Origin of the sequence: Kribbella sp. NPDC050820 (genome assembly GCF_040653975.1) — a bacterium.
Lineage (GTDB): Bacteria > Actinomycetota > Actinomycetes > Propionibacteriales > Kribbellaceae > Kribbella.
The window spans coordinates 71787-96527 of the sequence record NZ_JBFAHB010000030.1; the positions used below are offsets into that span (position 1 = coordinate 71787).

At 67.9% G+C, this 24741-nt stretch carries 38 protein-coding genes and 1 pseudogene; 38 read left to right on the plus strand and 1 reads right to left on the minus strand.

The annotated features are described in order from the left end of the window. Positions 1–4: 4 nt before the first annotated feature. The 32 genes and pseudogenes from AB0H36_RS24590 to AB0H36_RS24745 all read left to right on the plus strand — a co-directional run bounded on the left by AB0H36_RS24590 (position 5) and on the right by AB0H36_RS24745 (position 21197). Positions 5–1363, plus strand: coding sequence for a nuclear transport factor 2 family protein (locus AB0H36_RS24590; protein WP_360527713.1), 1359 nt, complete (start codon positions 5–7; stop codon positions 1361–1363). A gap of 10 nt (positions 1364–1373) precedes the next feature. Next, on the plus strand, positions 1374–2126 hold the full coding sequence (locus AB0H36_RS24595; RefSeq protein WP_360527716.1) for a maleylpyruvate isomerase N-terminal domain-containing protein: 753 nt from the start codon (positions 1374–1376) through the stop codon (positions 2124–2126). A 277-nt stretch (positions 2127–2403) separates the two neighbouring features. Further along, positions 2404–2778, plus strand: coding sequence for a 30S ribosomal protein S12 (gene rpsL, locus AB0H36_RS24600; RefSeq protein WP_012923692.1), 375 nt, complete (start codon positions 2404–2406; stop codon positions 2776–2778). Next, complete coding sequence (gene rpsG, locus AB0H36_RS24605) at positions 2778–3248, plus strand: 30S ribosomal protein S7 (protein ID WP_360527719.1); 471 nt, start codon at positions 2778–2780, stop codon at positions 3246–3248. The genes rpsL and rpsG overlap by 1 nt, the downstream gene beginning before the upstream one ends. 71 nt (positions 3249–3319) lie before the next feature. Further along, positions 3320–5431 (plus strand): elongation factor G, encoded by a 2112-nt coding sequence (gene fusA, locus AB0H36_RS24610; protein ID WP_360527722.1) that lies wholly within the window; start codon positions 3320–3322, stop codon positions 5429–5431. A 74-nt stretch (positions 5432–5505) separates the two neighbouring features. Then, positions 5506–6699 carry an elongation factor Tu gene (gene tuf / locus AB0H36_RS24615; protein ID WP_360527725.1) on the plus strand — a complete coding sequence of 398 codons (1194 nt, stop codon included), beginning with the start codon at positions 5506–5508 and terminating at the stop codon, positions 6697–6699. Positions 6700–7071: 372 nt separating this feature from the next. Beyond that, on the plus strand, positions 7072–7380 hold the full coding sequence (gene rpsJ, locus AB0H36_RS24620; protein ID WP_012923688.1) for a 30S ribosomal protein S10: 309 nt from the start codon (positions 7072–7074) through the stop codon (positions 7378–7380). A gap of 16 nt (positions 7381–7396) precedes the next feature. Next, on the plus strand, positions 7397–8053 hold the full coding sequence (gene rplC, locus AB0H36_RS24625; protein ID WP_360527728.1) for a 50S ribosomal protein L3: 657 nt from the start codon (positions 7397–7399) through the stop codon (positions 8051–8053). Continuing rightward, positions 8050–8742, plus strand: coding sequence for a 50S ribosomal protein L4 (rplD, locus tag AB0H36_RS24630; RefSeq protein WP_360527731.1), 693 nt, complete (start codon positions 8050–8052; stop codon positions 8740–8742). Before rplC ends, rplD begins: the two co-directional genes overlap by 4 nt. Next, a complete protein-coding gene (gene rplW / locus AB0H36_RS24635; protein WP_132147597.1) occupies positions 8739–9044 on the plus strand; it encodes a 50S ribosomal protein L23 in 306 nt (101 codons plus the stop codon). Before rplD ends, rplW begins: the two co-directional genes overlap by 4 nt. Then, positions 9044–9877, plus strand: a complete 834-nt coding sequence (gene rplB / locus AB0H36_RS24640; protein WP_360527735.1) for a 50S ribosomal protein L2 — start codon at positions 9044–9046, stop codon at positions 9875–9877. Before rplW ends, rplB begins: the two co-directional genes overlap by 1 nt. Before the next feature lie 15 nt (positions 9878–9892). Then, complete coding sequence (gene rpsS, locus AB0H36_RS24645) at positions 9893–10174, plus strand: 30S ribosomal protein S19 (RefSeq protein ID WP_131361012.1); 282 nt, start codon at positions 9893–9895, stop codon at positions 10172–10174. Positions 10175–10225: 51 nt separating this feature from the next. Next, positions 10226–10660: pseudogene (rplV, locus tag AB0H36_RS24650) on the plus strand (50S ribosomal protein L22); the annotation flags it as partial. A 143-nt stretch (positions 10661–10803) separates the two neighbouring features. Beyond that, positions 10804–11643, plus strand: coding sequence for a 30S ribosomal protein S3 (rpsC, locus tag AB0H36_RS24655; RefSeq protein WP_360527738.1), 840 nt, complete (start codon positions 10804–10806; stop codon positions 11641–11643). Between the two features lie 3 nt (positions 11644–11646). Continuing rightward, the gene (rplP, locus tag AB0H36_RS24660) at positions 11647–12066 is read left to right on the plus strand and encodes a 50S ribosomal protein L16 (protein ID WP_132216203.1); all 420 of its coding nucleotides are present in this window, start codon (positions 11647–11649) and stop codon (positions 12064–12066) included. After that, a complete protein-coding gene (gene rpmC / locus AB0H36_RS24665) occupies positions 12066–12365 on the plus strand; it encodes a 50S ribosomal protein L29 (RefSeq protein ID WP_360527741.1) in 300 nt (99 codons plus the stop codon). Before rplP ends, rpmC begins: the two co-directional genes overlap by 1 nt. Next, positions 12362–12661 (plus strand): 30S ribosomal protein S17, encoded by a 300-nt coding sequence (rpsQ, locus tag AB0H36_RS24670; RefSeq protein WP_360527744.1) that lies wholly within the window; start codon positions 12362–12364, stop codon positions 12659–12661. Before rpmC ends, rpsQ begins: the two co-directional genes overlap by 4 nt. A 103-nt stretch (positions 12662–12764) precedes the next feature. After that, positions 12765–13133 (plus strand): 50S ribosomal protein L14, encoded by a 369-nt coding sequence (rplN, locus tag AB0H36_RS24675; protein WP_012923677.1) that lies wholly within the window; start codon positions 12765–12767, stop codon positions 13131–13133. Position 13134: 1 nt separating this feature from the next. Continuing rightward, complete coding sequence (rplX, locus tag AB0H36_RS24680) at positions 13135–13521, plus strand: 50S ribosomal protein L24 (protein ID WP_360527747.1); 387 nt, start codon at positions 13135–13137, stop codon at positions 13519–13521. Beyond that, positions 13521–14093, plus strand: coding sequence for a 50S ribosomal protein L5 (gene rplE, locus AB0H36_RS24685; protein ID WP_360527750.1), 573 nt, complete (start codon positions 13521–13523; stop codon positions 14091–14093). The genes rplX and rplE overlap by 1 nt, the downstream gene beginning before the upstream one ends. 1 nt (position 14094) lies before the next feature. After that, positions 14095–14280, plus strand: coding sequence for a type Z 30S ribosomal protein S14 (locus AB0H36_RS24690; RefSeq protein ID WP_012923674.1), 186 nt, complete (start codon positions 14095–14097; stop codon positions 14278–14280). Positions 14281–14371: 91 nt separating this feature from the next. Further along, complete coding sequence (gene rpsH, locus AB0H36_RS24695) at positions 14372–14779, plus strand: 30S ribosomal protein S8 (RefSeq protein ID WP_360527753.1); 408 nt, start codon at positions 14372–14374, stop codon at positions 14777–14779. A gap of 27 nt (positions 14780–14806) precedes the next feature. After that, positions 14807–15349, plus strand: coding sequence for a 50S ribosomal protein L6 (gene rplF, locus AB0H36_RS24700; RefSeq protein WP_360527756.1), 543 nt, complete (start codon positions 14807–14809; stop codon positions 15347–15349). A 2-nt stretch (positions 15350–15351) separates the two neighbouring features. After that, a complete protein-coding gene (gene rplR, locus AB0H36_RS24705; RefSeq protein ID WP_132318727.1) occupies positions 15352–15735 on the plus strand; it encodes a 50S ribosomal protein L18 in 384 nt (127 codons plus the stop codon). Positions 15736–15768: 33 nt separating this feature from the next. Next, positions 15769–16368 (plus strand): 30S ribosomal protein S5, encoded by a 600-nt coding sequence (gene rpsE / locus AB0H36_RS24710; RefSeq protein ID WP_360527759.1) that lies wholly within the window; start codon positions 15769–15771, stop codon positions 16366–16368. Next, complete coding sequence (gene rpmD, locus AB0H36_RS24715; RefSeq protein WP_360527762.1) at positions 16368–16550, plus strand: 50S ribosomal protein L30; 183 nt, start codon at positions 16368–16370, stop codon at positions 16548–16550. The genes rpsE and rpmD overlap by 1 nt, the downstream gene beginning before the upstream one ends. A 1-nt stretch (position 16551) precedes the next feature. Further along, a complete protein-coding gene (gene rplO, locus AB0H36_RS24720) occupies positions 16552–16992 on the plus strand; it encodes a 50S ribosomal protein L15 (RefSeq protein ID WP_360527766.1) in 441 nt (146 codons plus the stop codon). A gap of 134 nt (positions 16993–17126) precedes the next feature. Further along, positions 17127–18428, plus strand: coding sequence for a preprotein translocase subunit SecY (secY, locus tag AB0H36_RS24725; protein ID WP_360527769.1), 1302 nt, complete (start codon positions 17127–17129; stop codon positions 18426–18428). Continuing rightward, entirely contained in the window at positions 18428–19000 is a 573-nt protein-coding gene (locus AB0H36_RS24730; protein WP_360527773.1) for an adenylate kinase, read from the plus strand. The genes secY and AB0H36_RS24730 overlap by 1 nt, the downstream gene beginning before the upstream one ends. A 19-nt stretch (positions 19001–19019) precedes the next feature. Further along, entirely contained in the window at positions 19020–19841 is an 822-nt protein-coding gene (gene map, locus AB0H36_RS24735) for a type I methionyl aminopeptidase (protein ID WP_360527776.1), read from the plus strand. 100 nt (positions 19842–19941) lie between these two features. Further along, a complete protein-coding gene (locus tag AB0H36_RS24740) occupies positions 19942–20388 on the plus strand; it encodes a DUF1707 domain-containing protein (protein ID WP_360527779.1) in 447 nt (148 codons plus the stop codon). Next, positions 20385–21197 (plus strand): hypothetical protein, encoded by an 813-nt coding sequence (locus AB0H36_RS24745; protein ID WP_360527782.1) that lies wholly within the window; start codon positions 20385–20387, stop codon positions 21195–21197. Before AB0H36_RS24740 ends, AB0H36_RS24745 begins: the two co-directional genes overlap by 4 nt. Here AB0H36_RS24745 and AB0H36_RS24750 read toward each other — a convergent pair. Next, positions 21181–22044 carry an NAD(P)-binding domain-containing protein gene (locus tag AB0H36_RS24750; RefSeq protein WP_360527785.1) on the minus strand — a complete coding sequence of 288 codons (864 nt, stop codon included), beginning with the start codon at positions 22042–22044 and terminating at the stop codon, positions 21181–21183. The two genes, AB0H36_RS24745 and AB0H36_RS24750, sit on opposite strands and share 17 nt — an antisense overlap. 76 nt (positions 22045–22120) lie before the next feature. Here AB0H36_RS24750 and AB0H36_RS24755 point away from each other — a divergent pair, with 76 nt between their 5' ends. The 6 genes from AB0H36_RS24755 (at position 22121) to rpsD (ending at position 24618) form a co-directional block, all read left to right on the plus strand. Continuing rightward, the gene (locus AB0H36_RS24755; RefSeq protein WP_360527788.1) at positions 22121–22450 is read left to right on the plus strand and encodes a helix-turn-helix domain-containing protein; all 330 of its coding nucleotides are present in this window, start codon (positions 22121–22123) and stop codon (positions 22448–22450) included. 158 nt (positions 22451–22608) lie between these two features. Beyond that, positions 22609–22830, plus strand: a complete 222-nt coding sequence (infA, locus tag AB0H36_RS24760; RefSeq protein ID WP_012923661.1) for a translation initiation factor IF-1 — start codon at positions 22609–22611, stop codon at positions 22828–22830. A 35-nt stretch (positions 22831–22865) separates the two neighbouring features. After that, positions 22866–22979, plus strand: coding sequence for a 50S ribosomal protein L36 (gene rpmJ / locus AB0H36_RS24765; RefSeq protein WP_008361054.1), 114 nt, complete (start codon positions 22866–22868; stop codon positions 22977–22979). A 184-nt stretch (positions 22980–23163) separates the two neighbouring features. Beyond that, positions 23164–23535, plus strand: coding sequence for a 30S ribosomal protein S13 (rpsM, locus tag AB0H36_RS24770; RefSeq protein ID WP_360527791.1), 372 nt, complete (start codon positions 23164–23166; stop codon positions 23533–23535). A gap of 41 nt (positions 23536–23576) precedes the next feature. Then, complete coding sequence (rpsK, locus tag AB0H36_RS24775; RefSeq protein WP_012923659.1) at positions 23577–23984, plus strand: 30S ribosomal protein S11; 408 nt, start codon at positions 23577–23579, stop codon at positions 23982–23984. Positions 23985–24009: 25 nt separating this feature from the next. Then, positions 24010–24618, plus strand: a complete 609-nt coding sequence (rpsD, locus tag AB0H36_RS24780) for a 30S ribosomal protein S4 (RefSeq protein WP_360527794.1) — start codon at positions 24010–24012, stop codon at positions 24616–24618. Positions 24619–24741 lie beyond the last annotated feature (123 nt).

The following is a 24741-nucleotide window of genomic DNA, read 5'->3' on the forward strand; positions in this document are numbered from 1 at the left end:
GTCCATGACGGATCTCCCGGCCCACCTGCGGCCCTTCGTCCTGGGGGTGCTGGACGGCCCCGGCGTCCGGGTCGACCGGCTCGGCGAGATCGACTTCTACCGCCCGGCCGGAACCGCCCGGACCGGCGCGATTCTCTTTGTGCACGGGGGTCCTGGGCCGGCCGGCCTCGAGGTGCTGCCTCGCGAGTGGCCGGTGTACCGGGGTTATGCGACCGCTGCCGCCCGGCGTGGCGTGGTGGCCGCTGTCGTCGACCACAGCCTGATCCACGGCTTCGACCAGCTGGTCACCGCCGCGGACGAGGTGGAGGCTGCGATCGGCGTACTGCGATCCGACCCACGGGTCGACCCCGATCGGGTCGCCCTGTGGTTCTTCTCCGGCGCCGGACTGCTGGCAGGGGAGTGGCTGGACAGCCGCCCCGACTGGCTGCGTTGCGTCGCCCTGACCTATCCCCTGCTCGCCACCCCGCCCGGTGTCGAAGAACTGGTCAACGCCGCCGAAGTGATCGGCAAACACGACCGGGGCGGTGGGGTGGGGAAAGAATTAAGCAGAGACCTGCCGGTGTTGCTTAGCAGAGCTGGACTCGAGCTGGAGGAGCTCGCAGGTCCGGTCGCGGAGTTCGTCTCCGCCGGTGGCACCGCGCTGGACATCATCGACGTACCGAAAGGGCACCACGGGTTCGACATGCTCGACCACACCGAAGAATCACGCGCCGCCGTCACCAAGGCCCTGGACTGGGCGATCGCCCACCTGGGTGAGGAGCCGGACGGCCAGGACAAGCTCCTCGTTCCTCCTCCTCCCGCCAAGCGGACCACCCGGCGTACGACGTCCGCCGCCAAGCCCACCGTGACCGCCAAGGCGGCCAAGGCGCCCGCTGACCCCGCCAGTCAGCCGAAGCCCAGCCCTGCACCGGCCCCGGCAGCCCCCACGGCGGCTCCTGTCGCACCCCCGACTCCCGAGCCCACTCCCAGCCCAGCCGCCGCACCTGCGGCCACACCGCTGGCCAGCGTCGCCGCCGCCACCGTCGCGGCTGCCACGGTGGACACTCCCGCAGCTCGCGCGGTCGCCCGCGAGCACTCCGCCTACGCCGCCCATGACCTGGAGGCGTTCCTGGCGATGTACTCGCCGACCGCGCGGATCGAGCTGGCCGACGGCAGCGAGCTGAAGGGCCGGCGGTTCCTCCGCGAGTACTACCGGCCACGCTTCGACGCCGGCCGGGCCAAGACGGAGGTGGTGCACAAGCTGATGCTCGGCGAGTGGGTGGTCGAGCACGTCCTGGCCTACGACTCCGGCGAGCCGATCCCGATGATCGCGATGTACCGCGTGACCGACGGGCTGATCGCCGAAGTCCAGTTCCGGATCTGAACCGTTGTCCATGCCCATCGACCACCTGGCCGAGTTCGAGCGGACGGCCGCGGAGCTCGCGGCCGTCCTGGACAGCGTCGACCCGGCTGCGGCCGTGCCCGGTTGCCCTGGCTGGACGCTGGCCGACCTGGCGTTGCATGTCGGTTCCGGCCAGCGCTGGGCCGCGTCCATCCTGCTGAGCGGCACCCGGCAGAAGGTCCCGGAGGTGCTCCGTACGACGGTCTCCTGGGCTGACTGGTATGCCGGCACCACCGCTGCGCTGGCCGCCGCGATCCGGGCCGTCGACCCGGACGAGCCGTGCTGGAACTTCGCACCGGTCGAGCAGCGCGCCGGATTCTGGTCGCGCCGGCGAATGCATGAGACGGTCATCCACCTCGTGGACGCCGTTCAGGCCGGCGCGGCTCCGGACCAGCGAGCGGTCAGTGGTCTTACCGCCGTACCTGCGGAGCTCGCGGCCGACGGGGTGGACGAGGTGTTCGGGGTGTTCCTGCCCCGGATGCTGGCCCGTGGATTCGATCCGGCGGTCACCCGGCAGGTCGGCGTCCGGGCGACCGACACGGGTGACGAATGGACGCTGAGCCCTGTCCCACAAGGGGATCGGCCGCAGGTCGAGCGGGGCAAGGCGACCGGCGAAGCAGTCCTCTCCGGGACCGCGGCCGAACTCGACCTGTGCCTGTGGAAACGCTTGCCGGGCAGCGTTCTGACGGTCGAGGGAGACCCTGCGGTGGCAGCCGCTTTCCTCTCCGGCAAGGCCACTCCGTAGACCCTGTAAACTGGAGGAGCGGAAGGGCCTCGGTACGGGGCGGTTGCTCATTTTGACCGTGCTTGAGGCAGCCGCTAGTCTTAACGATCGTGCCCGGGTCATCCTGGGCCGTCATGCGTGCCCCTCGTCGAACGGGTCTGCGCGCGTGGCACGGGACTCCTGCCGACAGTCTGGAAGATCAGGCTTTCGGTGCGCCCGTGAACACGCGACACACCCGACCGCGGGGGTCAGGCGAACGCAGCAGAAGAAAGCCGGACGACAGAAAGAGACCTACGCGGTGCCCACCATTCAGCAGCTGGTCCGCAAGGGCCGCCAGGACAAGGTGTCCAAGAACAAGACGCCGGCCCTGAAGGGTTCCCCTCAGCGTCGCGGTGTGTGCACGCGCGTCTACACCACCACGCCGAAGAAGCCGAACTCGGCCCTTCGCAAGGTCGCGCGTGTCCGCCTGACCAGCGGCATCGAGGTCACCGCGTACATCCCCGGCGTCGGCCACAACCTGCAGGAGCACTCGATCGTGCTCGTGCGTGGCGGTCGTGTGAAGGACCTGCCGGGTGTTCGGTACAAGATCATCCGCGGTTCGCTCGACACCCAGGGTGTGAAGAACCGGAAGCAGGCCCGCAGCCGTTACGGCGCGAAGAAGGAGAAGAGCTAATGCCGCGCAAGGGTCCCGCCCCGAAGCGGCCGGTCATCATCGACCCGGTCTACAGTTCGCCGCTCGTCACCCAGTTGATCTCCAAGATCCTGGTCGACGGCAAGAAGCAGATCGCGCAGAGCATCGTCTACAGCGCGCTCGAGGGCACCCGCACGAAGACCGGCACCGACCCGGTCATCACGCTGAAGCGTGCGCTCGACAACGTGAAGCCGAGCATCGAGGTGAAGAGCCGCCGGGTCGGTGGCGCCACCTACCAGGTGCCGATCGAGGTCAAGCCGGGCCGCTCCACCACGCTGGCGCTGCGCTGGCTGACGACGTACTCCCGGGCCCGTCGCGAGAAGACGATGGCCGAGCGCCTGATGAACGAGATCCTGGACGCCTCCAACGGCCTGGGAGCCTCGGTCAAGCGCCGCGAGGACACGCACAAGATGGCCGAAGCCAACAAGGCTTTCGCCCACTACCGCTGGTGATCCGGGGTCCGATCCGGACCCCAGCGCTCACTCTTTTGACGCAGTACAGAATCGAGAGGTAGACCACCGAGGTGGCCGTACAAATCACCACCGACCTGGCCAAGGTCCGCAACATCGGGATCATGGCTCACATCGACGCCGGTAAGACGACGACGACCGAGCGGATCCTCTTCTACACCGGTATCACCTACAAGATCGGTGAGGTCCACGAGGGCGCCGCCACGATGGACTGGATGGAGCAGGAGCAGGAGCGCGGCATCACGATCACGTCCGCCGCGACGACCTGCACCTGGAAAGACCACACCATCAACATCATCGACACCCCGGGCCACGTCGACTTCACCGTCGAGGTGGAGCGTTCGCTGCGCGTGCTCGACGGCGCTGTCGCGGTCTTCGACGGTGTCGCCGGTGTGGAGCCGCAGTCCGAGACCGTCTGGCGCCAGGCGGACCGGTACGGCGTGCCCCGGATCTGCTTCGTCAACAAGCTGGACCGGACCGGCGCGGAGTTCATGCGCTGCGTCGACATGATCAAGGACCGCCTCGCCGCGGTGCCGCTGGTCATGCAGCTGCCGATCGGCGCCGAGGCCGACTTCATCGGTGTCATCGACCTGGTCGAGATGCGCGCGCTGACCTGGCGCGGCGAGACCAAGATCGGTGAGGACTACACGGTCGAGGAGATCCCGGCCACCCACACCGAGCTGGCCGCCGAGTGGCGCGACAAGCTGATCGAGACGGTCGCCGAGGCCGACGACGAGGTCATGGAGCTGTACCTGGAGGGCGAGGAGCCCACCAAGGAGCAGCTGAAGGCCGCCATCCGGCGGGCCACCCTGGCCAGCAAGCTGACCCCGGTCCTGACCGGCACCGCGTTCAAGAACAAGGGCGTCCAGCCGCTGCTCGACGCGGTCAACGACTACCTGCCGAGCCCGATCGACGTCCCGGCCATCGAGGGCCACGACGTCAAGGACGCCGAGCAGGTGGTGCTGCGCAAGCCGGACGACAGCGAGCCGTTCTCGGCACTGGCGTTCAAGATCGCGGCGGACCCGCACCTGGGCAAGCTGACCTTCATCCGGGTGTACTCGGGCAAGCTCGAGACCGGCACCCAGGTGCTGAACCCGACCAAGGGCCGCAAGGAGCGGATCGGCAAGATCTACCGGATGCACGCGAACAAGCGTGAGGAGATCGCGTCGATCGGCGCCGGCCACATCGTCGCCGTGATGGGTCTGAAGGACACCACCACCGGTGAGACCCTGGCCGACCCGTCGAACCCGGTCGTGCTGGAGTCGATGCAGTTCCCGGCCCCGGTCATCTCGGTCGCCATCGAGCCCAAGTCGAAGGCCGACCAGGAGAAGCTGGGCGTCGCGATCCAGCGGCTCGCCGAGGAGGACCCGACCTTCCAGGTCCGGACCGACGAGGACACCGGCCAGACCATCATCGCCGGTATGGGCGAGCTGCACCTCGAGGTGCTGGTCGACCGGATGAAGCGTGAGTTCCGGGTCGAGGCGAACGTCGGCAAGCCGCAGGTCGCCTACCGCGAGACCATCACCAAGAAGGTCGAGAAGGTCGACTACACGCACAAGAAGCAGACCGGTGGTTCGGGTCAGTTCGGTCGCGTGATCATCGACATCGAGCCGACCTCCGTCGAGGCCGGCGGCGAGGGCGGCTACGAGTTCGTCAACGCCGTCACCGGTGGCCGCATCCCGCGGGAGTACATCCCGTCGGTGGACGAGGGCTGCCAGGAGGCGATGGAGTTCGGCGTGCTCGCGGGCTACCCGATGGTGGACGTCAAGGTCACGCTGCAGGACGGCGCGTACCACGACGTCGACTCCTCCGAGCTCGCGTTCAAGATCGCCGGTTCGATGGCGTTCAAGGATGCCGCCCGCAAGGCCGGACCGGTCATCCTGGAGCCGATGTTCGCCGTCGAGGTCACCACGCCCGAGGACTACATGGGCGACGTGATCGGCGACCTCAACTCCCGCCGTGGCCAGATCCAGTCGATGGACGAGGGCCCCGGTGGCAGCCGGGTCGTCAAGGCCCTGGTGCCGCTGTCGGAGATGTTCGGGTATGTCGGTGACCTGCGTTCCAAGACGCAGGGCCGCGCGTCCTACTCGATGCAGTTCGATTCCTACGCCGAGGTTCCGAAGAACGTGGCGGAAGAGATCATCAAGAAGGCCCGGGGCGAGTAGTCTCTCGCTCCTGACCACCACACCCCAAGCGCGTCGGCGTACGGCGTAGTCAACATTTATCTAGGAGGGCCCCAGTGGCGAAGGCGAAGTTCGAGCGGACTAAGCCGCACGTCAACATCGGCACCATCGGTCACATCGACCACGGTAAGACCACTCTTACCGCGGCGATCACCAAGGTGCTGCACGACAAGTACCCGAACCTCAACGAGGCGTCGGCCTTCGATCAGATCGACAAGGCGCCCGAAGAGCGTCAGCGCGGTATCACCATCTCGATCGCGCACGTCGAGTACCAGACCGAGGCCCGGCACTACGCCCACGTCGACTGCCCGGGTCACGCGGACTACATCAAGAACATGATCACCGGTGCGGCCCAGATGGACGGCGCGATCCTGGTCGTCGCCGCCACCGACGGCCCGATGCCGCAGACGCGTGAGCACGTGCTGCTCGCCCGTCAGGTCGGCGTGCCGGCCATGGTCGTCGCGCTGAACAAGTGCGACATGGTCGACGACGAGGAGATCCTGGAGCTCGTCGAGCTCGAGGTCCGCGAGCTGCTCTCGGAGCAGGAGTTCGACGGCGACAACGCGCCGATCGTCCGGGTCGCCGCTCACCCGGCGCTGCAGGGCGACGCCAAGTGGGGCGAGTCGATCGTCGAGCTGATGGACGCGGTCGACTCCTACATCCCGCAGCCGGAGCGCGAGGTCGACAAGCCGTTCCTGATGCCGGTGGAGGACGTCTTCACCATCACGGGTCGCGGCACGGTCATCACCGGCCGGATCGAGCGCGGTGTCGTCAAGATCAACGAGACCGTCGACATCGTCGGCATCCGTCCGGAGAAGCAGACCACCACGGTCACCGGCATCGAGATGTTCCGCAAGCTGCTGGACGAGGGCCAGGCCGGTGAGAACGTCGGTCTGCTGCTTCGTGGCACGAAGCGCGAGGACGTCGAGCGCGGCATGGTCGTCATCAAGCCGGGCACCACGACCCCGCACACCAACTTCGACGCGTCGGTCTACATCCTGTCGAAGGAGGAGGGCGGCCGTCACACGCCGTTCTTCCAGAACTACCGGCCCCAGTTCTACTTCCGCACCACGGACGTCACCGGCGTCGTCACGCTGCCCGAGGGCACCGAGATGGTCATGCCGGGCGACAACACCGACATGTCGGTCGAGCTGATCCAGCCGATCGCCATGGAAGAGGGTCTGAAGTTCGCGATCCGCGAAGGTGGCCGCACCGTCGGCGCCGGCCGGGTCACCAAGATCATCAAGTGATCTCACGAGGTCCGCGAGGGCTCGCACGCTGAGCCCCCGCGGACCTCTGCTTTGCGCCCGATCCGGCTGCGGCCGTGACTTCCGGTGGGCCGGATCAGGCGTGAGGCCACCCGATTGGCGTTCCGGCGCCGATCTCTGGCACAATATTCAGGTTGCTCAGGCGAGGCCGCCGGGGTGCGCCACGGACTCTCTCGGGTCTGGCGGGTGCGCCGGACCGGAGACCATGCCGAGGTTCCGGTCCGAGACCGGGCCCCGATCTCCATCCCAGGTCGAAGAAGCGGTGAGTCACGCGCGCGCCGCGTCCGCGACACACCCGACCGCGGGGGTCGGAGCAACACAGACGTTGACGATAGAGAAGGACGAAGCGAAGCGATGGCGGGACAGAAGATCCGCATCCGGCTGAAGGCCTACGACCACGAGGTCATCGACAGCTCGGCGCGCAAGATTGTCGACACGGTGACGCGTACTGGTGCGAAGGTTGCTGGCCCGGTGCCGTTGCCGACGGAAAAGAACGTGTTCTGCGTCATCCGCTCGCCGCACAAGTACAAGGACAGCCGCGAGCACTTCGAGATGCGCACCCACAAGCGGCTCATCGACATCATCGACCCCACGCCGAAGACCGTCGACTCGCTGATGCGGCTCGACCTGCCGGCCGGTGTCGACATCGAGATCAAGCTCTGAGGGACGCGAACAACCAATGAGCAAGCACAAGAACACGCGCGGTCTGCTGGGCACCAAGCTCGGCATGACCCAGACCTGGGACGAGAACAACCGCGTCGTCCCCGTCACCGTGATCCAGGCCGGCCCCTGCGTCGTGACCGAGGTTCGCACCTCGGACAGCCACGGCTACGACGGTGTCCAGATCGCCTTCGGCGACATCGACCCGCGCAAGGTGACCAGCCCCATGCGTGGCCACTTCGACAAGGCCGGCGTGACGCCGCGGCGCCACCTGCTGGAGCTGCGCACCGCTGACGCCAGCGAGTACACGCTGGGCCAGGAGATCAAGGCCGAGGCGTTCGAGGCCGGTGAGCTGGTCGACGTCTCCGCCACCAGCAAGGGCAAGGGCTTCGCCGGTGTGATGAAGCGGCACGGCTTCGGTGGTCTGCGGGCCACCCACGGTGTGCACAAGAAGCACCGCTCGCCGGGCTCCATCGGCGGCTGCGCCACCCCCGGCCGGGTCTTCAAGGGCCTGCGGATGGCCGGCCGGATGGGCAACGAGAAGGTCACCACGCAGAACGTGTCGGTCCACGCGATCGACGCCGACCGCGGCCTGATCCTGCTGAAGGGCGCCGTCCCCGGCCCCAAGGGCGGCCTCGTGCTGATCCGCAACGCCGCGAAGGGAGCTGCCAAGTGAGCACCGTCGACGTCGTCGTCGTGAAGGGCGACAAGGTCAGCAAGAAGGGCTCCGCCGAGCTTCCGGCCGAGCTGTTCGACGTCCAGGTCAACATCCCGCTGATCCACCAGGTCGTGGTGGCGCAGCTGGCCGCGGCCCGCCAGGGCACGCACAAGGCCAAGACCCGCGGTGAGGTCTCCGGTGGCGGCGCGAAGCCGTACCGGCAGAAGGGCACCGGTCGCGCCCGCCAGGGCTCGACCCGCGCGCCGCAGTTCACCGGCGGTGGCGTCGTCCACGGCCCGGTGCCGCGGGACTACAGCCAGCGGACCCCGAAGAAGATGATCGCCGCCGCGCTCCGCGGTGCGCTCTCGGACCGGGCCCGTGACGGCCGCGTGCACGTGGTCGAGCAGTTCGTGGACGGCGACAAGCCGTCGACGAAGTCCGCGCTGAAGGTGCTGTCCGAGGTCACCGACCCGGGCAAGGCGCTGGTCGTGGTCGAGCGTGCCGACGAGCTCACCTGGCTGAGCCTGCGCAACGTGCAGCACGTGCACCTGATCGCCGCCGACCAGCTGAACGCGTACGACGTACTGGTCAGTGACGCGGTCGTGTTCACCAAGGGTGCGCTGGACGCGTTCGTCGCCGGCACCCCGAAGGGCAAGTCCGTGAAGGCTGTCGCGACGTCGACCGAAGCCGAGGAGGTAGAAGCATGAGCCACGGAGTCAACAAGGACCCGCGGGACGTGCTGCTGCGGCCGGTCGTGAGCGAGAAGAGCTACGGCCTGCTGGACGAGCAGAAGTACACGTTCGAGGTCGACCCGAACGCCAACAAGACCGAGATCAAGCTCGCGGTCGAGAAGGTCTTCAAGGTCAAGGTCAGCGACGTCAACACCATCAACCGCAAGGGCAAGCGCCGCCGGACGCGGTCCGGCTGGGGCAAGCGCCCGGACACCAAGCGGGCGATCGTGACCCTCAAGGGTGACGACCGCATCGACATCTTCGGAGGCCAGTCGTAATGGGAATCCGCAAGTACAAGCCGACGACGCCGGGCCGCCGTGGCTCGAGCGTGGCCGACTTCGTCGAGCTCACCCGTTCGACCCCCGAGAAGTCGCTGCTGCGTCCGCTGCCGAAGAAGGGCGGCCGGAACAACTCCGGCAAGATCACCACCCGGCACCAGGGCGGCGGTCACAAGCGGGCGTACCGGCTGATCGACTTCAAGCGGTACGACAAGGACGGCGTCCCGGCGAAGGTTGCCGAGATCGAGTACGACCCGAACCGCACCGCGCGGATCGCGCTGCTGCACTACGTCGACGGCGAGAAGCGCTACATCCTCGCTCCGTCGAACCTGAAGCAGGGCACGATCGTCGAGAACGGCCCGGCCGCCGACATCAAGATCGGCAACAACCTGCCGCTGCGCAACATCCCGGTCGGCTCCACGGTGCACGCCGTCGAGCTGCGCCCGGGCGGCGGCGCCAAGATGGGCCGCTCGGCCGGCGCCAGCATTCAGCTGGTCGCGAAGGAGGGCCGGATGGCCACCCTGCGGATGCCGTCCGGCGAGGTCCGGATGGTCGACGTGCGCTGCCGCGCCACCCTCGGTGAGGTCGGCAACGGCGAGCAGTCGAACATCAACTGGGGCAAGGCCGGCCGGATGCGCTGGAAGGGTAAGCGCCCGACCGTCCGCGGTGTCGCGATGAACCCGGTCGACCACCCGCACGGTGGTGGTGAGGGCAAGACCTCGGGTGGTCGCCACCCGGTGTCCCCGTGGGGCAAGCCCGAGGGGCGCACCCGCACCCGCAAGGAAAGCGACCGCATGATCGTCCGGCGCCGCAAGGCCGGCAAGAAGCGCTGATAGGGAGCCGGCCAGATGCCACGCAGCCTCAAGAAGGGCCCGTTCGTCGACCACCACCTGATGAAGAAGGTGGAGGTGCAGAACGAGAAGGGCACCAAGAACGTCATCAAGACCTGGTCCCGCCGATCGATGATCGTGCCGGACATGATCGGCCACACGCTGGCGGTGCACGACGGCCGCAAGCACGTGCCCGTGTTCGTGACGGACGCGATGGTCGGGCACAAGCTCGGCGAGTTCGCGCCGACCCGGACGTTCAAGGGTCACGAGAAGGACGACCGGAAGTCACGGCGTCGCTGACCCCTGGTCAGTGACTTTAGCGTTAGCAACCTACGGAGAGATTCGAACATCATGAGCGTTCAAGAGCGTAGGGCGATCAGCGCCCGTCGCGAGAGCCTGCTGGGCGACGAGCCCGGGGCCTTCGCGGTCGCGCGCTTCGTCCGCGTGACGCCGATGAAGGCGCGCCGCGTGGTCGACCTGGTGCGCGGTCTGGGCGTCGACGACGCACTCGCCACTCTGAAGTTCGCCCCGCAGGCCGCTGCCGCGACCGTGTACAAGGTCGTCGACAGCGCCGCGGCGAACGCCGAGGGCACCGAGCACCTGAGCCGGGCCGACCTGGTCGTGGCGAAGGCCTTCGTGGACGAGGGCCCGACGCTGAAGCGTCACCGCCCGCGGGCCCAGGGCCGCGCCACCCGGATCGACAAGCGGACCAGCCACATCACCGTCGTGGTCGCCCCGCGGGTCGAGGAGGAGCCGGTCGAGAAGGCCCCCGCCAAGAAGTCGGCCAAGAAGGCCGACACGGCCAAGAAGGCTCCGGCCAAGAAGGCCGCGGCCGACCAGGCCGAGGCCGCGGAGAAGCCGGCCAAGAAGGCGACCGCCAAGAAGTCGGCCGCCAAGAAGGCCACCGCTGAGAAGAAGGAGTCCTGACTGTGGGACAGAAGGTAAACCCGCACGGGTTCCGTCTCGGCATCAGCACCGACCACAAGAGCCGCTGGTACGCCGACAAGCTCTACAAGGACTACGTGGGCGAGGACGTCAAGATCCGCCGCCTGCTGAGCAAGGGCATGGAGCGCGCCGGCATCTCCCGCGTGGAGATCGAGCGCACCCGTGACCGGGTCCGCGTGGACATCCACACCGCCCGTCCGGGCATCGTCATCGGTCGCCGTGGCGCCGAGGCGGACCGGATCCGGGGCAGCCTGGAGGAGCTCACCGGCAAGCAGGTGCAGCTGAACATCCTCGAGGTGAAGAACTCCGAGGTCGACGCCCAGCTGGTCGCGCAGGGCGTGGCCGAGCAGCTGTCCGGCCGCGTGGCGTTCCGCCGCGCGATGCGCAAGGCGATGCAGACCACCATGCGTGGCGGCGCCCTGGGCATCCGGATCCAGTGCTCCGGCCGCCTCGGTGGCGCGGAGATGTCGCGGTCGGAGTTCTACCGCGAGGGCCGGGTGCCGCTGCACACGCTCCGTGCGGACATCGACTACGGCTTCTACGAGGCCCGCACGACCTTCGGCCGGATCGGCGTGAAGGTCTGGATCTACAAGGGTGACGTCGCCGGCTCCCGCGCCGAGCGCGAGGCGCAGGCCGCGGCCCGGGCCGCCACTCAGCAGCGCCGTCCGGCCCGTCGCGACGACCGTGGCGGTCGTGGTGGCGACCGCGGTGGCCGCGGTGGCGACCGTCGGGACGACCGTCGGGGACAGCGCGACGAGGCCCCCCGGGCCGAGGCGCCGGCTGCTGCCGACAAGCCCGCCGAGACGACCGGAACGGAGAGCTGACCGATGCTCATCCCCCGCAAGGTCAAGCACCGCAAGCAGCACCACCCGAAGCGCTCCGGCGCTGCCAAGGGTGGCACCACGCTGGCCTTCGGTGACTTCGGCATCCAGGCGCTGGAGAGCCACTACGTCACCAACCGGCAGATCGAGTCCGCGCGTATCGCGATGACCCGGCACATCAAGCGTGGCGGAAAGGTGTGGATCAACATCTACCCCGACCGCCCGCTGACCAAGAAGCCGGCCGAGACCCGGATGGGTTCCGGTAAGGGTTCGCCGGAGTGGTGGATCGCCAACGTGAAGGCCGGTCGCGTGATGTTCGAGCTGTCCGGTGTTCCGGAGGATATCGCTCGCGAGGCCATGCGCCGCGCGATTCACAAGTTGCCGATGAAGTGCCGCTTCATCACCCGAGAGGCAGGTGAGAACTGATGGCTACCCTGACCGCCGCCGAGCTGCGGAACCTGGGCCGGGACGAGCTGCTGACGAAGCTCGGTGAAGCCAAGGAGGAGCTGTTCAACCTCCGGTTCCAGGCTGCCACGGGTCAGCTGGAGTCCCACGGCCGGCTGCGTGCCGTCCGCAAGGACATCGCCCGCATCTACACGGTGCTGACCGAGCGCGCGCTCGGCATCACCGAGGACGTCGACGCCGCTCCGGCGGCCGAGACCGAGGTCGAGGCTGACGCCGAGGCCGAGGCGGACGACAGCGAGAAGGCCGGGAGCAAGGCATGACCGAGAACGCGAAGGACGAGACCGTGAGCACGACCACCACCGAGGCGCGAGGCCGCCGGAAGACCCGCGAGGGCCTGGTGCTGAGCGACAAGATGGACAAGACCGTCGTGGTCCAGGTCGAGGACCGGGTCAAGCACCACCTCTACGGCAAGGTCATCCGCCGTACCAGCAAGCTGAAGGCGCATGACGAGCAGAACGCCGCCGGCATCGGCGACCGGGTGCTGCTGATGGAGACCCGGCCGCTGTCGGCGACCAAGCGCTGGCGCGTCGTCGAGGTCCTCGAGAAGGCCAAGTAGTTCCCGGCCCGGCGCCTCGGCGCCGACCGGCAACCAATCGAAATCATTCGTTCCGCAAGGCTCACGGACGTGAGAACCAGCGAGACAACCAGGAGATCAACAGATGATCCAGCAGGAGTCGCGACTGAAGGTCGCCGACAACACGGGTGCCAAGGAGATCCTTTGCATCCGCGTGCTCGGTGGCTCCGGTCGGCGCTACGCCGGTGTCGGTGACACGATCGTCGCCACCGTCAAGGACGCGATCCCGGGCGGTGGTGTGAAGAAGGGTGACGTCGTCAAGGCGGTCGTCGTGCGGACCGTGAAGGAGCGCCGGCGTCCGGACGGCTCCTACATCCGCTTCGACGAGAACGCCGCCGTCATCCTGAAGGCCGACGGCGAGCCCCGCGGTACCCGCATCTTCGGGCCGGTCGGCCGGGAGCTGCGCGAGAAGCGCTTCATGAAGATCATCTCGCTCGCTCCGGAGGTGCTCTGAGATGGCGCAGAAGAAGCTGCACGTGAAGAAGGGTGATCTCGTCCGCGTGATCGCCGGCAAGTCCAAGGGCCTCGAGGGCAAGATCATCCAGGTCTTCCCCGACGACGAGAGCATCATCGTCGAGGGCGTCAACCGGGTGAAGAAGCACACCAAGGTGCAGCAGGCCCAGCGCGGCGGCACCACCGGTGGCATCGTCACCCAGGAGGCCCCGATCCACGTGTCCAACGTGGCGCTGCTGGTCGAGGTCGAGAAGGACGGCAAGAAGCAGAAGGTGACCACCCGCGTCGGCTACAACCGCGTCGAGGTGCAGAAGCGCCGTCCCGACGGTTCGACGTACACCGGTTTCCGGAGCGTCCGGATCGCGCGGCGTACCGGCGAGGAGATCTGATGACCACCGCAGTTACCGAGACCAAGGTCCAGCCGCGGCTGAAGACGAAGTACCGCGAGGAGATCGTCGGCAAGCTGCAGGACCAGTTCCAGTTCGAGAACGTCATGCAGGTGCCCGGCCTCACCAAGATCGTGGTGAACATGGGCGTCGGCGAGGCGGCTCGCGACTCGAAGCTGATCGACGGCGCGGTGAAGGACCTGGCCGCGATCACCGGCCAGAAGCCGCAGATCACCAAGGCCCGCAAGTCGATCGCGCAGTTCAAGCTGCGCGAGGGGATGCCGATCGGCGCCCACGTGACGCTGCGCGGCGACCGGATGTGGGAGTTCCTGGACCGGCTGCTGGCGCTCGCGCTGCCGCGGATCCGTGACTTCCGCGGCCTGTCCGCGAAGCAGTTCGACGGCACCGGGAACTACACCTTCGGCCTGACCGAGCAGGTGATGTTCCACGAGATCAACCAGGACCGCATCGACCGGGTCCGCGGGATGGACATCACCGTGGTGACCACCGCGAAGAACGACGACGAGGGCCGGGCGCTGCTGCGCGCGCTGGGCTTCCCGTTCAAGGAGAACTGACGTGGCGAAGACAGCACTCAAGGTCAAGCAGGCCCGGAAGCCGAAGTTCGCGGTGCGCGGTTACACCCGCTGCCAGCGCTGCGGCCGGCCGAAGGCGGTCTTCCGCAAGTTCGGCCTGTGCCGGATCTGCCTGCGGGAGATGGCGCACCGGGGCGAGCTGCCCGGTGTGACCAAGTCCAGCTGGTGACCGTCTCCACCTCCGATCTTCTCCCTACTCACCATCTAGTCACCGTAGGTCGCCGAGTGGCGAAACCACGGCGGGAAAGAGGCCCCAGGCCATGACGATGACCGACCCGATCGCAGACATGCTGACGCGTCTGCGCAACGCCAACCAGGCGTACCACGAGTCGACCTCGATGCCGTACAGCAAGATCAAGCAGGGCATCGCCGACATCCTCCAGCAGGAGGGCTACATCTCCTCCTACAAGGTGGAGGAGCCCCAGGAGGGAGCCGTCGGCAAGACCCTGATCGTCGACCTCAAGTTCGGCCCCAGCCGGGAGCGCTCCATCGCGGGCGTCCGGCGGATCAGCAAGCCGGGCCTGCGGGTCTACGCGAAGTCGACCAACCTGCCCAAGGTTCTCGGTGGCCTGGGCGTCGCGATCATCTCGACGTCCCAGGGGCTGCTGACGGACCGCCAGGCCAAGAACAAGGGCGTCGGCGGGGAAGTCCTCGCCTACGTCTGGTGACGAAGAACCGGAAGGAGGACCACTCTCATGTCTCGCATCGGTAAGCTCCCGATCTCGGTCCCGTCCGGCGTCGACGTCACGATCGACGGCCAGACGGTCACCGTGAAGGGTCCCAAGGGTCAGCTCTCGCACGTCGTCGCTGAGCCCATCGCGGTCAACCGGGACGAGGACGGCACGATCGCCGTCAGCCGCCCGGACGACCAGCGCAAGAGCAAGGAACTGCACGGCCTGTCCCGCACCCTGATCGCCAACCTGGTGACCGGTGTGACGGAGGGCTACGAGAAGAAGCTCGAGATCGTCGGCGTCGGGTACCGCGTCCTGTCCAAGGGACCGACCCAGCTGGAGTTCTCGCTCGGGTACAGCCACACCATCACGGTGGACGCGCCGGAAGGCATCACGTTCAACGTCGAGGCCCCGACCCGCTTCTCGGTGCAGGGAATCGACAAGCAGTCCGTCGGCGAGGTTGCCGCCAACATCCGCAAGCTGCGCAAGCCCGAGCCGTACAAGGGCAAGGGTGTGCGGTACGCCGGCGAGCAGGTGCGCCGCAAGGTCGGAAAGGCTGGTAAGTAACCATGGCGATCGGACTGCGTCCGCACAAGCACTCCGCGAAGAAGACGGCATCCCGGCTTCGTCGCCAGATCCGGGTCCGGAAGAAGATCAACGGCACGGCCGACCGGCCGCGGCTGGTGGTCACCAAGTCCTCGAAGCACCTGTTCGTCCAGGTCATCGACGACGTGGCCGGCAAGACGCTGGTGTCCGCCTCCACCATGGAGGCCGACCTGCGCGGCGCGGAGGCGAACAAGACCGACAAGGCCAAGACCGTCGGCGGCCTGATCGCCGACCGGGCCAAGGCCGCCGGCATCGACTCGGTCGTCTTCGACCGGGCCGGGAACAAGTACCACGGCCGCATCGCGGCTCTGGCCGACGCCGCCCGTGAGGGCGGCCTCGGGTTCTGACATGGCGACATACAAGGAAGAAGGTAGTTCGAAATGAGCGGAGGCCAGCAGCGTCGCGGAGGCGGCGCCGGTGGTGAGCGCCGTGGTCGCGACGGTGGTCGCGGTCAGGCAGCTGACAAGACCGCCTACATCGAGCGCGTGGTAGCCATCAACCGTGTCGCCAAGGTCGTGAAGGGTGGTCGTCGCTTCAGCTTCACCGCCCTCGTGGTCGTCGGCGACGGTGAGGGCACCGTCGGTGTGGGTTACGGCAAGGCCAAGGAGGTGCCCGCGGCGATCGCCAAGGGTGTCGAGGAGGCCAAGAAGGCGTTCTTCAAGGTGCCGAGGATTCAGGGCACTATCCCGCACCCGGTCCAGGGCGAGAAGGCCGCCGGCGTGGTGCTGCTGCGCCCGGCCGCTCCCGGTACCGGTGTCATCGCGGGTGGCTCGGCGCGCGCCGTGCTGGAGTGCGCCGGGATCCACGACGTGCTGAGCAAGTCGCTGGGTTCGGCGAACGCCATCAACGTGGTGCACGCCACGGTCGAGGCGTTGCGGAGCCTGGAGACCCCGGAGGCCGTGGCGGCGCGTCGTGGCCTGCCGGTCGAGGACGTCGCTCCGGCGGCGCTGCTGAAGGCCCGGGCGGAGGTGTCGTCCTGATGGCACGCCTGAAGGTGACCCAGACCCGTTCCGGCATCGGTGGCAAGCAGAACCAGCGCGACACGCTGCGCACCCTGGGCGTCAAGCGGATCGGCGACACCGCCGTCCACGAAGACCGCCCCGAGGTCCGCGGCATGGTCCGCACGGTTCGCCACCTCATCACCGTCGAGGAGGTCGACTGACATGGCGCTGAAGGTTCACCACCTGCGTCCGGCGCCCGGTGCCAAGACCGCCAAGACCCGCGTGGGTCGTGGTGAGGGCAGCAAGGGCAAGACCGCCGGCCGCGGTACCAAGGGCAGCAAGGCGCGCAACAACATCCCCGAGTACTTCGAGGGTGGCCAGATGCCGCTGCACATGCGGCTGCCGAAGCTGAAGGGTTTCAAGAGCAGGAACCGGGTGGAGTTCCAGGTCGTTAACCTGGACAAGCTCGGACAACTGTTCCCCGAGGGTGGCGAGGTCGGCGTGGCCGACCTGGTCGCCAAGGGCGCGGTCCGTCGCGGTCAGCCGGTGAAGGTGCTGGGTGACGGCGAGCTGACCGTGGCACTGCAGGTTTCGGTGCACAAGTTCTCCAAGTCCGCCCAGGAGAAGATCCAGGCGGCCGGGGGGACCACCACCGAGGTGTGATGTCCAGGGCTCGTGCGAGCCGGCGCCTGATATCGTGCGCTGGAGTTCGGACGAGCCCTGGTTCGTCTCTTGCCAAGCTGCTTTGCTAGGCCCCTGCCCTGACCGGGCAGAGGAAACATGTGTGGGAGGACAGGGTGTTAGGCGCCTTTGCCAACGCGTTCAAGACTCCGGACCTGCGCCGGAAGATCTTTTTCGTGCTCTTCATCATCGTGATCTTCCGGATCGGTTCGGTCGTCCCGACCCCGGGCGTCAACGTCAACTCGCTCGACATCTGCCTGAAGGGCGCTCAGCAGGGTGCGAACGCGAACCTGTACAACCTGATCAATCTGTTCTCCGGCGGCGCGCTGCTGCAGCTCGCGATCTTCGCGCTCGGCATCATGCCGTACATCACCGCCAGCATCATCCTGCAGCTGCTCACCGTGGTGATCCCGCGGCTGGAGTCGCTGAAGAAGGAAGGTCAGGCGGGGCAGGCCAAGATCACGCAGTACACCCGGTTCCTCACGGTCGGCCTGGCGATCCTGCAGGCGACCGCGTTCGTCGCGCTGGCGCGCACCCCCGGCCGGCTCTTCCAGGGCTGCCAGGAGCCGCTGCTGCACGACGACAGCTGGTTCCCGGTGGTCGTGATGGTGCTGACCATGACGGCCGGCACCGGTGTGGTGATGTGGCTGGGCGAGCTGATCACGGACCGTGGTGTCGGTAACGGCATGTCGATCCTGATCTTCACCCAGATCGTCGCCACCTTCCCGTCGCAGCTGTGGACCATCCGCAAGGAGCGCGGTCTGGCCACCTTCATGGTGGTGCTGGCGATCGGGTTGGTGATCATGGCCGCGGTCATCTTCATCGAACAGGCGCAGCGCCGGATCCCGGTGCAGTACGCCAAGCGCATGGTCGGCCGCAAGATGTTCGGCGGCACGTCCACCTACATCCCGCTGAAGGTGAACCAGGCCGGTGTCATCCCGGTCATCTTCGCCTCCAGCCTGATCTACCTGCCGGTGCTGGTCAGCCAGTTCCAGCAGGACAAGTCCTGGGCCCAGTGGATCCAGGGCAATCTGGTCAAAGGCGACCACCCGATCTACATGATCTCGTACGTCGCCCTGATCATCTTCTTCACGTACTTCTACGTCTCGATCACCTTCAACCCGAAGGAAGTCGCGGACAACATGAAGAAGTACGGCGGCTTCATCCCCGGAATCCGGGCGGGAAGGCCGACCGAGGAGTACCTGGGCTACGTGCTGTCCCGCATCACGCTGCCGGGCGCGATCTATCTCGCGGTGATCTCGATGATCCCGCTGATCGCGCTGGTGCTCCTGAACGCGAACCAGAACTTCCCGTTCGGCGGTACGTCGATCCTGATCATGGTCGGCGTCGGTCTGGACACGGTGAAGCAGATCGAGTCTCAGCTGCAGCAGCGTAACTACGAAGGGTTCTTGCGCTGATGAGAATGTTGCTGATGGGTCCGCCCGGGGCGGGCAAAGGCACGCAGGCAAAGGTGCTTGCGGAACGCCTGAATATCCCGGCCGTGTCCACCGGCGACATCTTCCGTGCGAACGTCAAGGACGAGACGCCGCTCGGGCTCGAGGCGAAGCGCTACATGGACGCCGGTGACTACGTCCCGGACGAGGTCACCAACGCGATGGTGCGGGACCGGCTGTCCGAGGCGGACGCCGGTGACGGCTTCCTCCTGGACGGCTACCCGCGCACCCTGGCCCAGGTCGGCACGCTGGACGACATCCTGGCCGAGCACGGCCACAAGCTGGACGCGGTGGTGGCGCTGATCGCCGACACCGAGGTGCTGGTGGAGCGGATGACGAAGCGGGCCCGCACCGAGGGCCGGTCGGACGACTCCGAGGAGGTCATCCGGCACCGGCAGGACGTCTACACGGCCGAGACCAAGCCGCTGTTGCGCGTCTACGCGCAGCGCGGCCTGCTGGTCGAGGTGGACGGGGTCGGCGAGATCGACGAGGTCAGCGAGCGTGTGCTGGCCGCTCTCAAGACGGTGACCGAGTAGCCGCGAGTGATGTGCTGTGATGTTTAAGGACCGCGGGATCGAGATCAAGACCCGCGAACAGATCCTTTCCATGCGTGCGGCCGGCCTGGTCGTCGGCCGCACGCTGGAACTACTCCGCGGCGAGGTCCGGGTCGGGATCACCACCGGCGAGCTGGACGCGATCGCTGAGGACCACATCCGGTCCTCCGGCGCGGTCCCTTCGTTCAAGGGCTACCACGGCTTCACCGGCTCGATCTGCGCGTCGGTGAACGACGAGATCGTGCACGGCATCCCCGGTGACCGGGTGCTGGCCGACGGCGACCTGATCTCGATCGACTGCGGCGCGATCGTCGACGGCTGGCACGGCGACGCCGCGATCACGGTCCCGGTCGGCGAGGTGACGCCGGAGCTGCTCGAGCTGGCCCGGATCTGCGAGGAGTCGATGTGGCGCGGGTTCGCCGCCGCCCGGCTCGGCGGCCGGCTGACCGACATCTCGGCCGCGATCGAGCGGCACGTCCGGGCGAGCTCGCCGTACGGGATCGTCGAGGACTTCGTCGGGCACGGGATCGGCTCGGCGATGCACCAGCCGCCGAACGTGCCGAACTTCGGCCGCCCCGGCCGCGGCCCGAAGCTGGTCGAGGGGATGGCGCTCGCGGTCGAGCCGATGCTCACGCTCGGCAAGCAGGACAACCACACCCTCGAGGACGACTGGACCGTGGTCACCGACGACGGCAAGGTCGCCGCGCACACCGAGCACACGTTCACGCTGACGCCGCAGGGCCCGTGGGTGCTGACCGCGCTCGACGGCGGCGAGGCGAAGCTGGCCGAGCTCGGCGTCAAGTTCGGCGCCCTGGCCGACTGAATACGGTACGGCGGCGTCCGCTGACTCGCCGTACCGATGGACACCCTGCGTCCACCCGTCGGGGGACGCCAAGGGCCTGCTGCTGAGGCACACTTGAGCTATGCCTCAGTACCAGCCGCACCAGCGTTTCACCGAAGCGGACCGGGACAAGATCGCCGGCCGGCTGCGGGACGCGTTCGCGGACGGCCGGCTGGACCAGCCGGAGTTCAGCTCCCGCCTCGACCGGCTCTACTCCGTGCAGACGTACGGCGAGCTGGAGCCGCTGGTACGTGATCTGCCGCCGGCGCGGACGTACCAGACGCCCGCGGTGGTGCAGGACCGCAAGCCGGCGCCGGCCCCGGGGGAGTTCCCGGAGCGGAAGAAGCAGGACGGCCCGAAGGGACTGGCGGCACTGGGCGGCGGCTTCACCCCCGTCGTCGTCGTCAACGTGGTGATCTGGTTCGTGATCGGCGTCGCGAACGGCGGGAACTGGCCGCACTTCTGGCCGGTCTGGCTGCTGATCCCGTGGACCCTGTTCGCCCTGAGCAACCGCGGGAAGCGCCGTTGACAGCGGCCCCGGTCACCCGACGCGTCACCGGCCCGCGGCTGCGGCCGGACTGGGGATGGCAGCTGCGGCAGGGGTCTGCGGTCGTCTACGTGATCTGGTTCGCGGTCGCCGTACCGCTGGCGATCGCCGGGCTGCTGCTGGAACCGCGCTGGGTCGGCTGGATGATGCTGGCCTGGTTCCTGGTGCTGATCGGGTTCACGCTCGGCGTGCGGGTCGCCGACAGCCGGCGGCGGAAGGCCTGGGGCGAGGTCGTCGAGCAGATGGGCTGGCGGCTCAGCGTCGACCGGCCGGAGTTGCGGGAGCGCTGGCCGTTCCGGCCGTTCTCGGCGGACCCGGACGCGGAGGTCTCCGACGTGACCACCGGCCGGCACCGCGGCCGGGAGTTCGCCGCCGGACGGTTCCGGCACAAGGTCGGGCGGCGCGACCTCGGCTTCGACTTCCTTGATCTGCAGGTCGATCGGCCGCTGCCGCCGCTGCAGCTGTTGCCGGCCGCGCTGGCGCCGGTGGCGGCCGCGAGCCTGCTGCCGATCAAGCTGACGGTCGACGGGCTGCCAGGGCGGTTCTGCCTGTTCAACGGCCGGGAGGACCACGCCGAGACTGTGCTGCACCCGCGGGCTGTCGAGGCGCTGGCCCAGGTGCCGGCGTTCGGGTTCAGCTGCGAGGGACGGCGCTTCGTCGCGATCCTGCCGGCGTACCGCGACTCCGCGACCGCCCTCGCACAGCTGGACGCGGCCTGTGACCTGCTCGACCTGATGCCGGAGCAGATCTGGCGCGAAGGTGAGCAGTGGGCCGCTACGCACCATCCCTGAGCAGCGGAACGAGAGCAGCCAGATCCTCGTCGCCGTGCCCGGTGGCGGCTGCCTTCCGCAGCAGGTCGCCCATCGGGACGAGCAGCGCGGGATCGACGCCTTGGTCGACCGCGGTGTCGACCAGGTTGTCGTAGGCCGCCGCCTGCATCGCCAGGTTGGAACCCGCCGGCCCCTCAGGGCCCTCGTCGAGGTCCTTGGCGATCCGCGGCAGGCTGCCGAGCATCGCCGTCAGCCAGGGCAGCAGAAAGTCCTCGGTGAATCGCACCGCGGAGACCTTCTCGCTGGCGGCCAGGGCCAGTGCATGCTGGGCGCCACCGAACATGCCGTACATCCCGCTGAGCAAGGCGATGTCGTGCAACGCGGCCAGGCCCGGGTCGCTGCCGACGTACTCAGGCCGCGCCATCGCGGCGAGGTCGGCTTCGTGGCGCTCGAAGGCGACCGGGGAGCCGCTGTAGAAGATGAACGCGGCAGGGCCGCCGATCATCGCGGGCACGGCCATGATGCCGCCGCCGAGGTACTCCGCGCCCGCCTCCTCGGCCCAGGCGGCCGTGTCCCGGTCTTGCGCCGGCGTGCCGTTGGTGAGGTTGGCGACGGTCTTTCCGGTCAGGTCGAGGCCTTCGAGGGTACTGCGCACGGTCGCGTCGACGAGGAGGCAGACGACGACGAGCGGGCTGGCGGCGACCGCTTCGGTCGTCGTGGCGGCGCGGGTGGCGCCGAGGGAGTCGAGCTCGGGGGAGCGGCCGGGGGTGCGGTTCCAGACGGTGGTCGGGTGGCCGGCGGCTAGGAAGGCCCGGGCGAGGGCGGTGCCCATCGCGCCGAGGCCGAGAACGGTGACAGGAGTCTTCATGCCGTCAACCCTGGCCGGGCGCTTTAGGATGGACAAGTACCCACTAAATAGTGCGGTACTGACCGAAAGGTAAGTGATGCTTCCGTACACCTGCGGCCTGGACGCCGCCGCGGACGTGATCGGCGGGAAGTGGAAGCCGCGGATCCTGTGGGCGCTGCACCACGGGCCGATGCGGTTCGGCGAGCTGCGCCGGGAGATCGCCGGCGTCACCGAGAAGATGCTGATCCAGCAGTTGCGCGAGCTCGAGTCCCGCGACATCGTCCACCGCGAGGTCTTCCACCAGGTGCCGCCGCGGGTGGAGTACTCGCTGACCGAGCTCGGGCAGTCACTCAACGTGGCGCTGGCGCCGCTGGATGCCTGGGGAGCGGATCATATGGCCGTGCTGGAGGGCTCCCGGGGGCGCTGAGCGGTCTCGATTGGGTTTCGCCTGGGGGAGTGGCGTACACTCTTTCCTTGGCTCTTTGTAGCCTCTGTCTCGTCGTGCCCGCGGCTGCCTGACCTCGTCAGGAGGGCGCTCAGGGACAGGACCATCATTCAGTACGTCGTCTACAGAAGTGCGAGGACATGCCCAAAAAAGAGGGAGTCATCGAACTCGAGGGCACCATCGTGGAGGCCCTGCCGAACGCGATGTTCCGTGTTGAGCTGTCCAACGGGCACAAGGTGCTCGCGCACATCAGCGGCAAGATGAGGCAGCACTACATCCGGATCCTCCCCGAGGACCGGGTCGTCGTGGAGCTGTCGCCGTACGACCTCACCCGGGGTCGGATCGTCTATCGGTACAAGTAGGACCACCACCAACACCTGTCGAAGAAAGAAGCTCGATGAAGGTCAATCCGAGCGTCAAGAAGATCTGCGACAAGTGCAAGGTGATCCGCCGTCACGGCCGGGTCATGGTGATCTGCGAGAACCCGCGGCACAAGCAGCGGCAGGGCTGACCAGCCCACTCGAGCAGTACACAGCACTTTCGCACCACAGCGCGCACGCTCGTCCAGCTCTGAGCACCACAGCTGGATGTTGCCCCCGGAACAGAGGCCGGGGCCTTGCCGGTGAAGCACTCACCGAGGCGGGCAAGGACGCGGCGCGCCCCCACACCTCTGCCGACGAAAGGAACACCGCCACATGGCACGCCTCGTAGGGGTCGACCTGCCGCGCGACAAGCGCATCGAGGTCGCTCTCACCTACATCTTCGGGGTCGGTCGCACCCGCGCCCTGGAGACGCTGAAGAGCACCGGGATCTCCGGGGACAAGCGCGTCCACGAGCTGGGCGACGAGGAGCTGGTGAAGCTCCGGGACTGGATCGAGGGCAACTACAAGATCGAAGGTGACCTCCGTCGTGAGGTGACCGCGGACATCCGCCGCAAGATCGAGATCGGGTCGTACCAGGGTCGCCGGCACCGCAGCGGCCTGCCGGTGCGTGGTCAGCGCACGCGGACCAACGCCCGCAGCCGCAAGGGTCGTCGCAAGGCGATCGCCGGCAAGAAGAAGAAGTGATGACCCGGATGACCGTCGACCACCCCAGGAGCAACTGACCTATGCCTCCCAAGAGCCGCACCGCGGCCGGCGCGAAGAAGGTGCGCCGCAAGGAGAAGAAGAACGTGGCCGCCGGCCACGCGCACATCAAGAGCACGTTCAACAACACGATCGTGACGATCACCGACCCGACCGGCGCGGTCATCTCGTGGGCTTCCGCGGGCACCGTCGGTTTCAAGGGGTCGCGCAAGTCCACTCCGTTCGCCGCGCAGATGGCCGCCGAGGCCGCCGGGCGCCGGGCGATGGAGCACGGCATGCGCAAGATCGACGTGTTCGTGAAGGGTCCCGGCTCCGGCCGTGAGACCGCGATCCGTTCGCTGGGCGCCGTCGGCCTCGAGGTCGGCACCATCCAGGACGTGACCCCGACCGCCCACAACGGCTGCCGCCCGCCCAAGCGGCGCCGGGTCTGACCTTTCGAGAGGAGCGAGAACAACCATGGCCCGTTACACCGGACCTATGACCAAGAAGTCGCGCCGTCTCGGGGTCGACCTCGTCGGTGGCGACAAGGCGTTCGAGCGTCGTCCGTACCCGCCGGGTATGCACGGCCGCGGCCGCCCGAAGGAGAGCGAGTACCTGCTCCAGCTGCGGGAGAAGCAGAAGGCCCGCTACGCCTACGGCGTGCTGGAGAAGCAGTTCAGCCGGTACTACCAGGAGGCCTCGCGGCGCTCCGGCAAGACCGGTGACAACCTGCTGATCATCCTGGAGTCCCGGCTGGACAACGTGGTGTACCGCGCCGGCCTGGCCCGGACCCGGCGGCAGGCCCGTCAGCTCGTCGTACACGGTCACTTCACCGTGAACGGCGTCAAGGTGAACATCCCGTCGTACCGGGTGGCTGCGCACGACATCATCGATGTCAAGGCGAAGTCGGCCGAGACGACCCCGTTCATCATCGCCCGGGAGACGCACTCCGAGCGCGTCGTCCCGGCCTGGCTCGAGGTGCTGCCCGAGCGGCTGCGCATCCTCGTCCACCAGCTGCCGACCCGGCAGCAGATCGACACCCAGGTCGCCGAGCACCTGATCGTCGAGCTCTACTCGAAGAACTGATCCGTCGCCGGCCGGTGGCCTCCGGGCCTGTCGTCCTCCCCGGCCCCCACGAGTGCCCGCAGCCGATCACTCGACACGATCAGCTCCGCAGCGAACCGCTCCGCCGCCCACGTCGACTTCCCC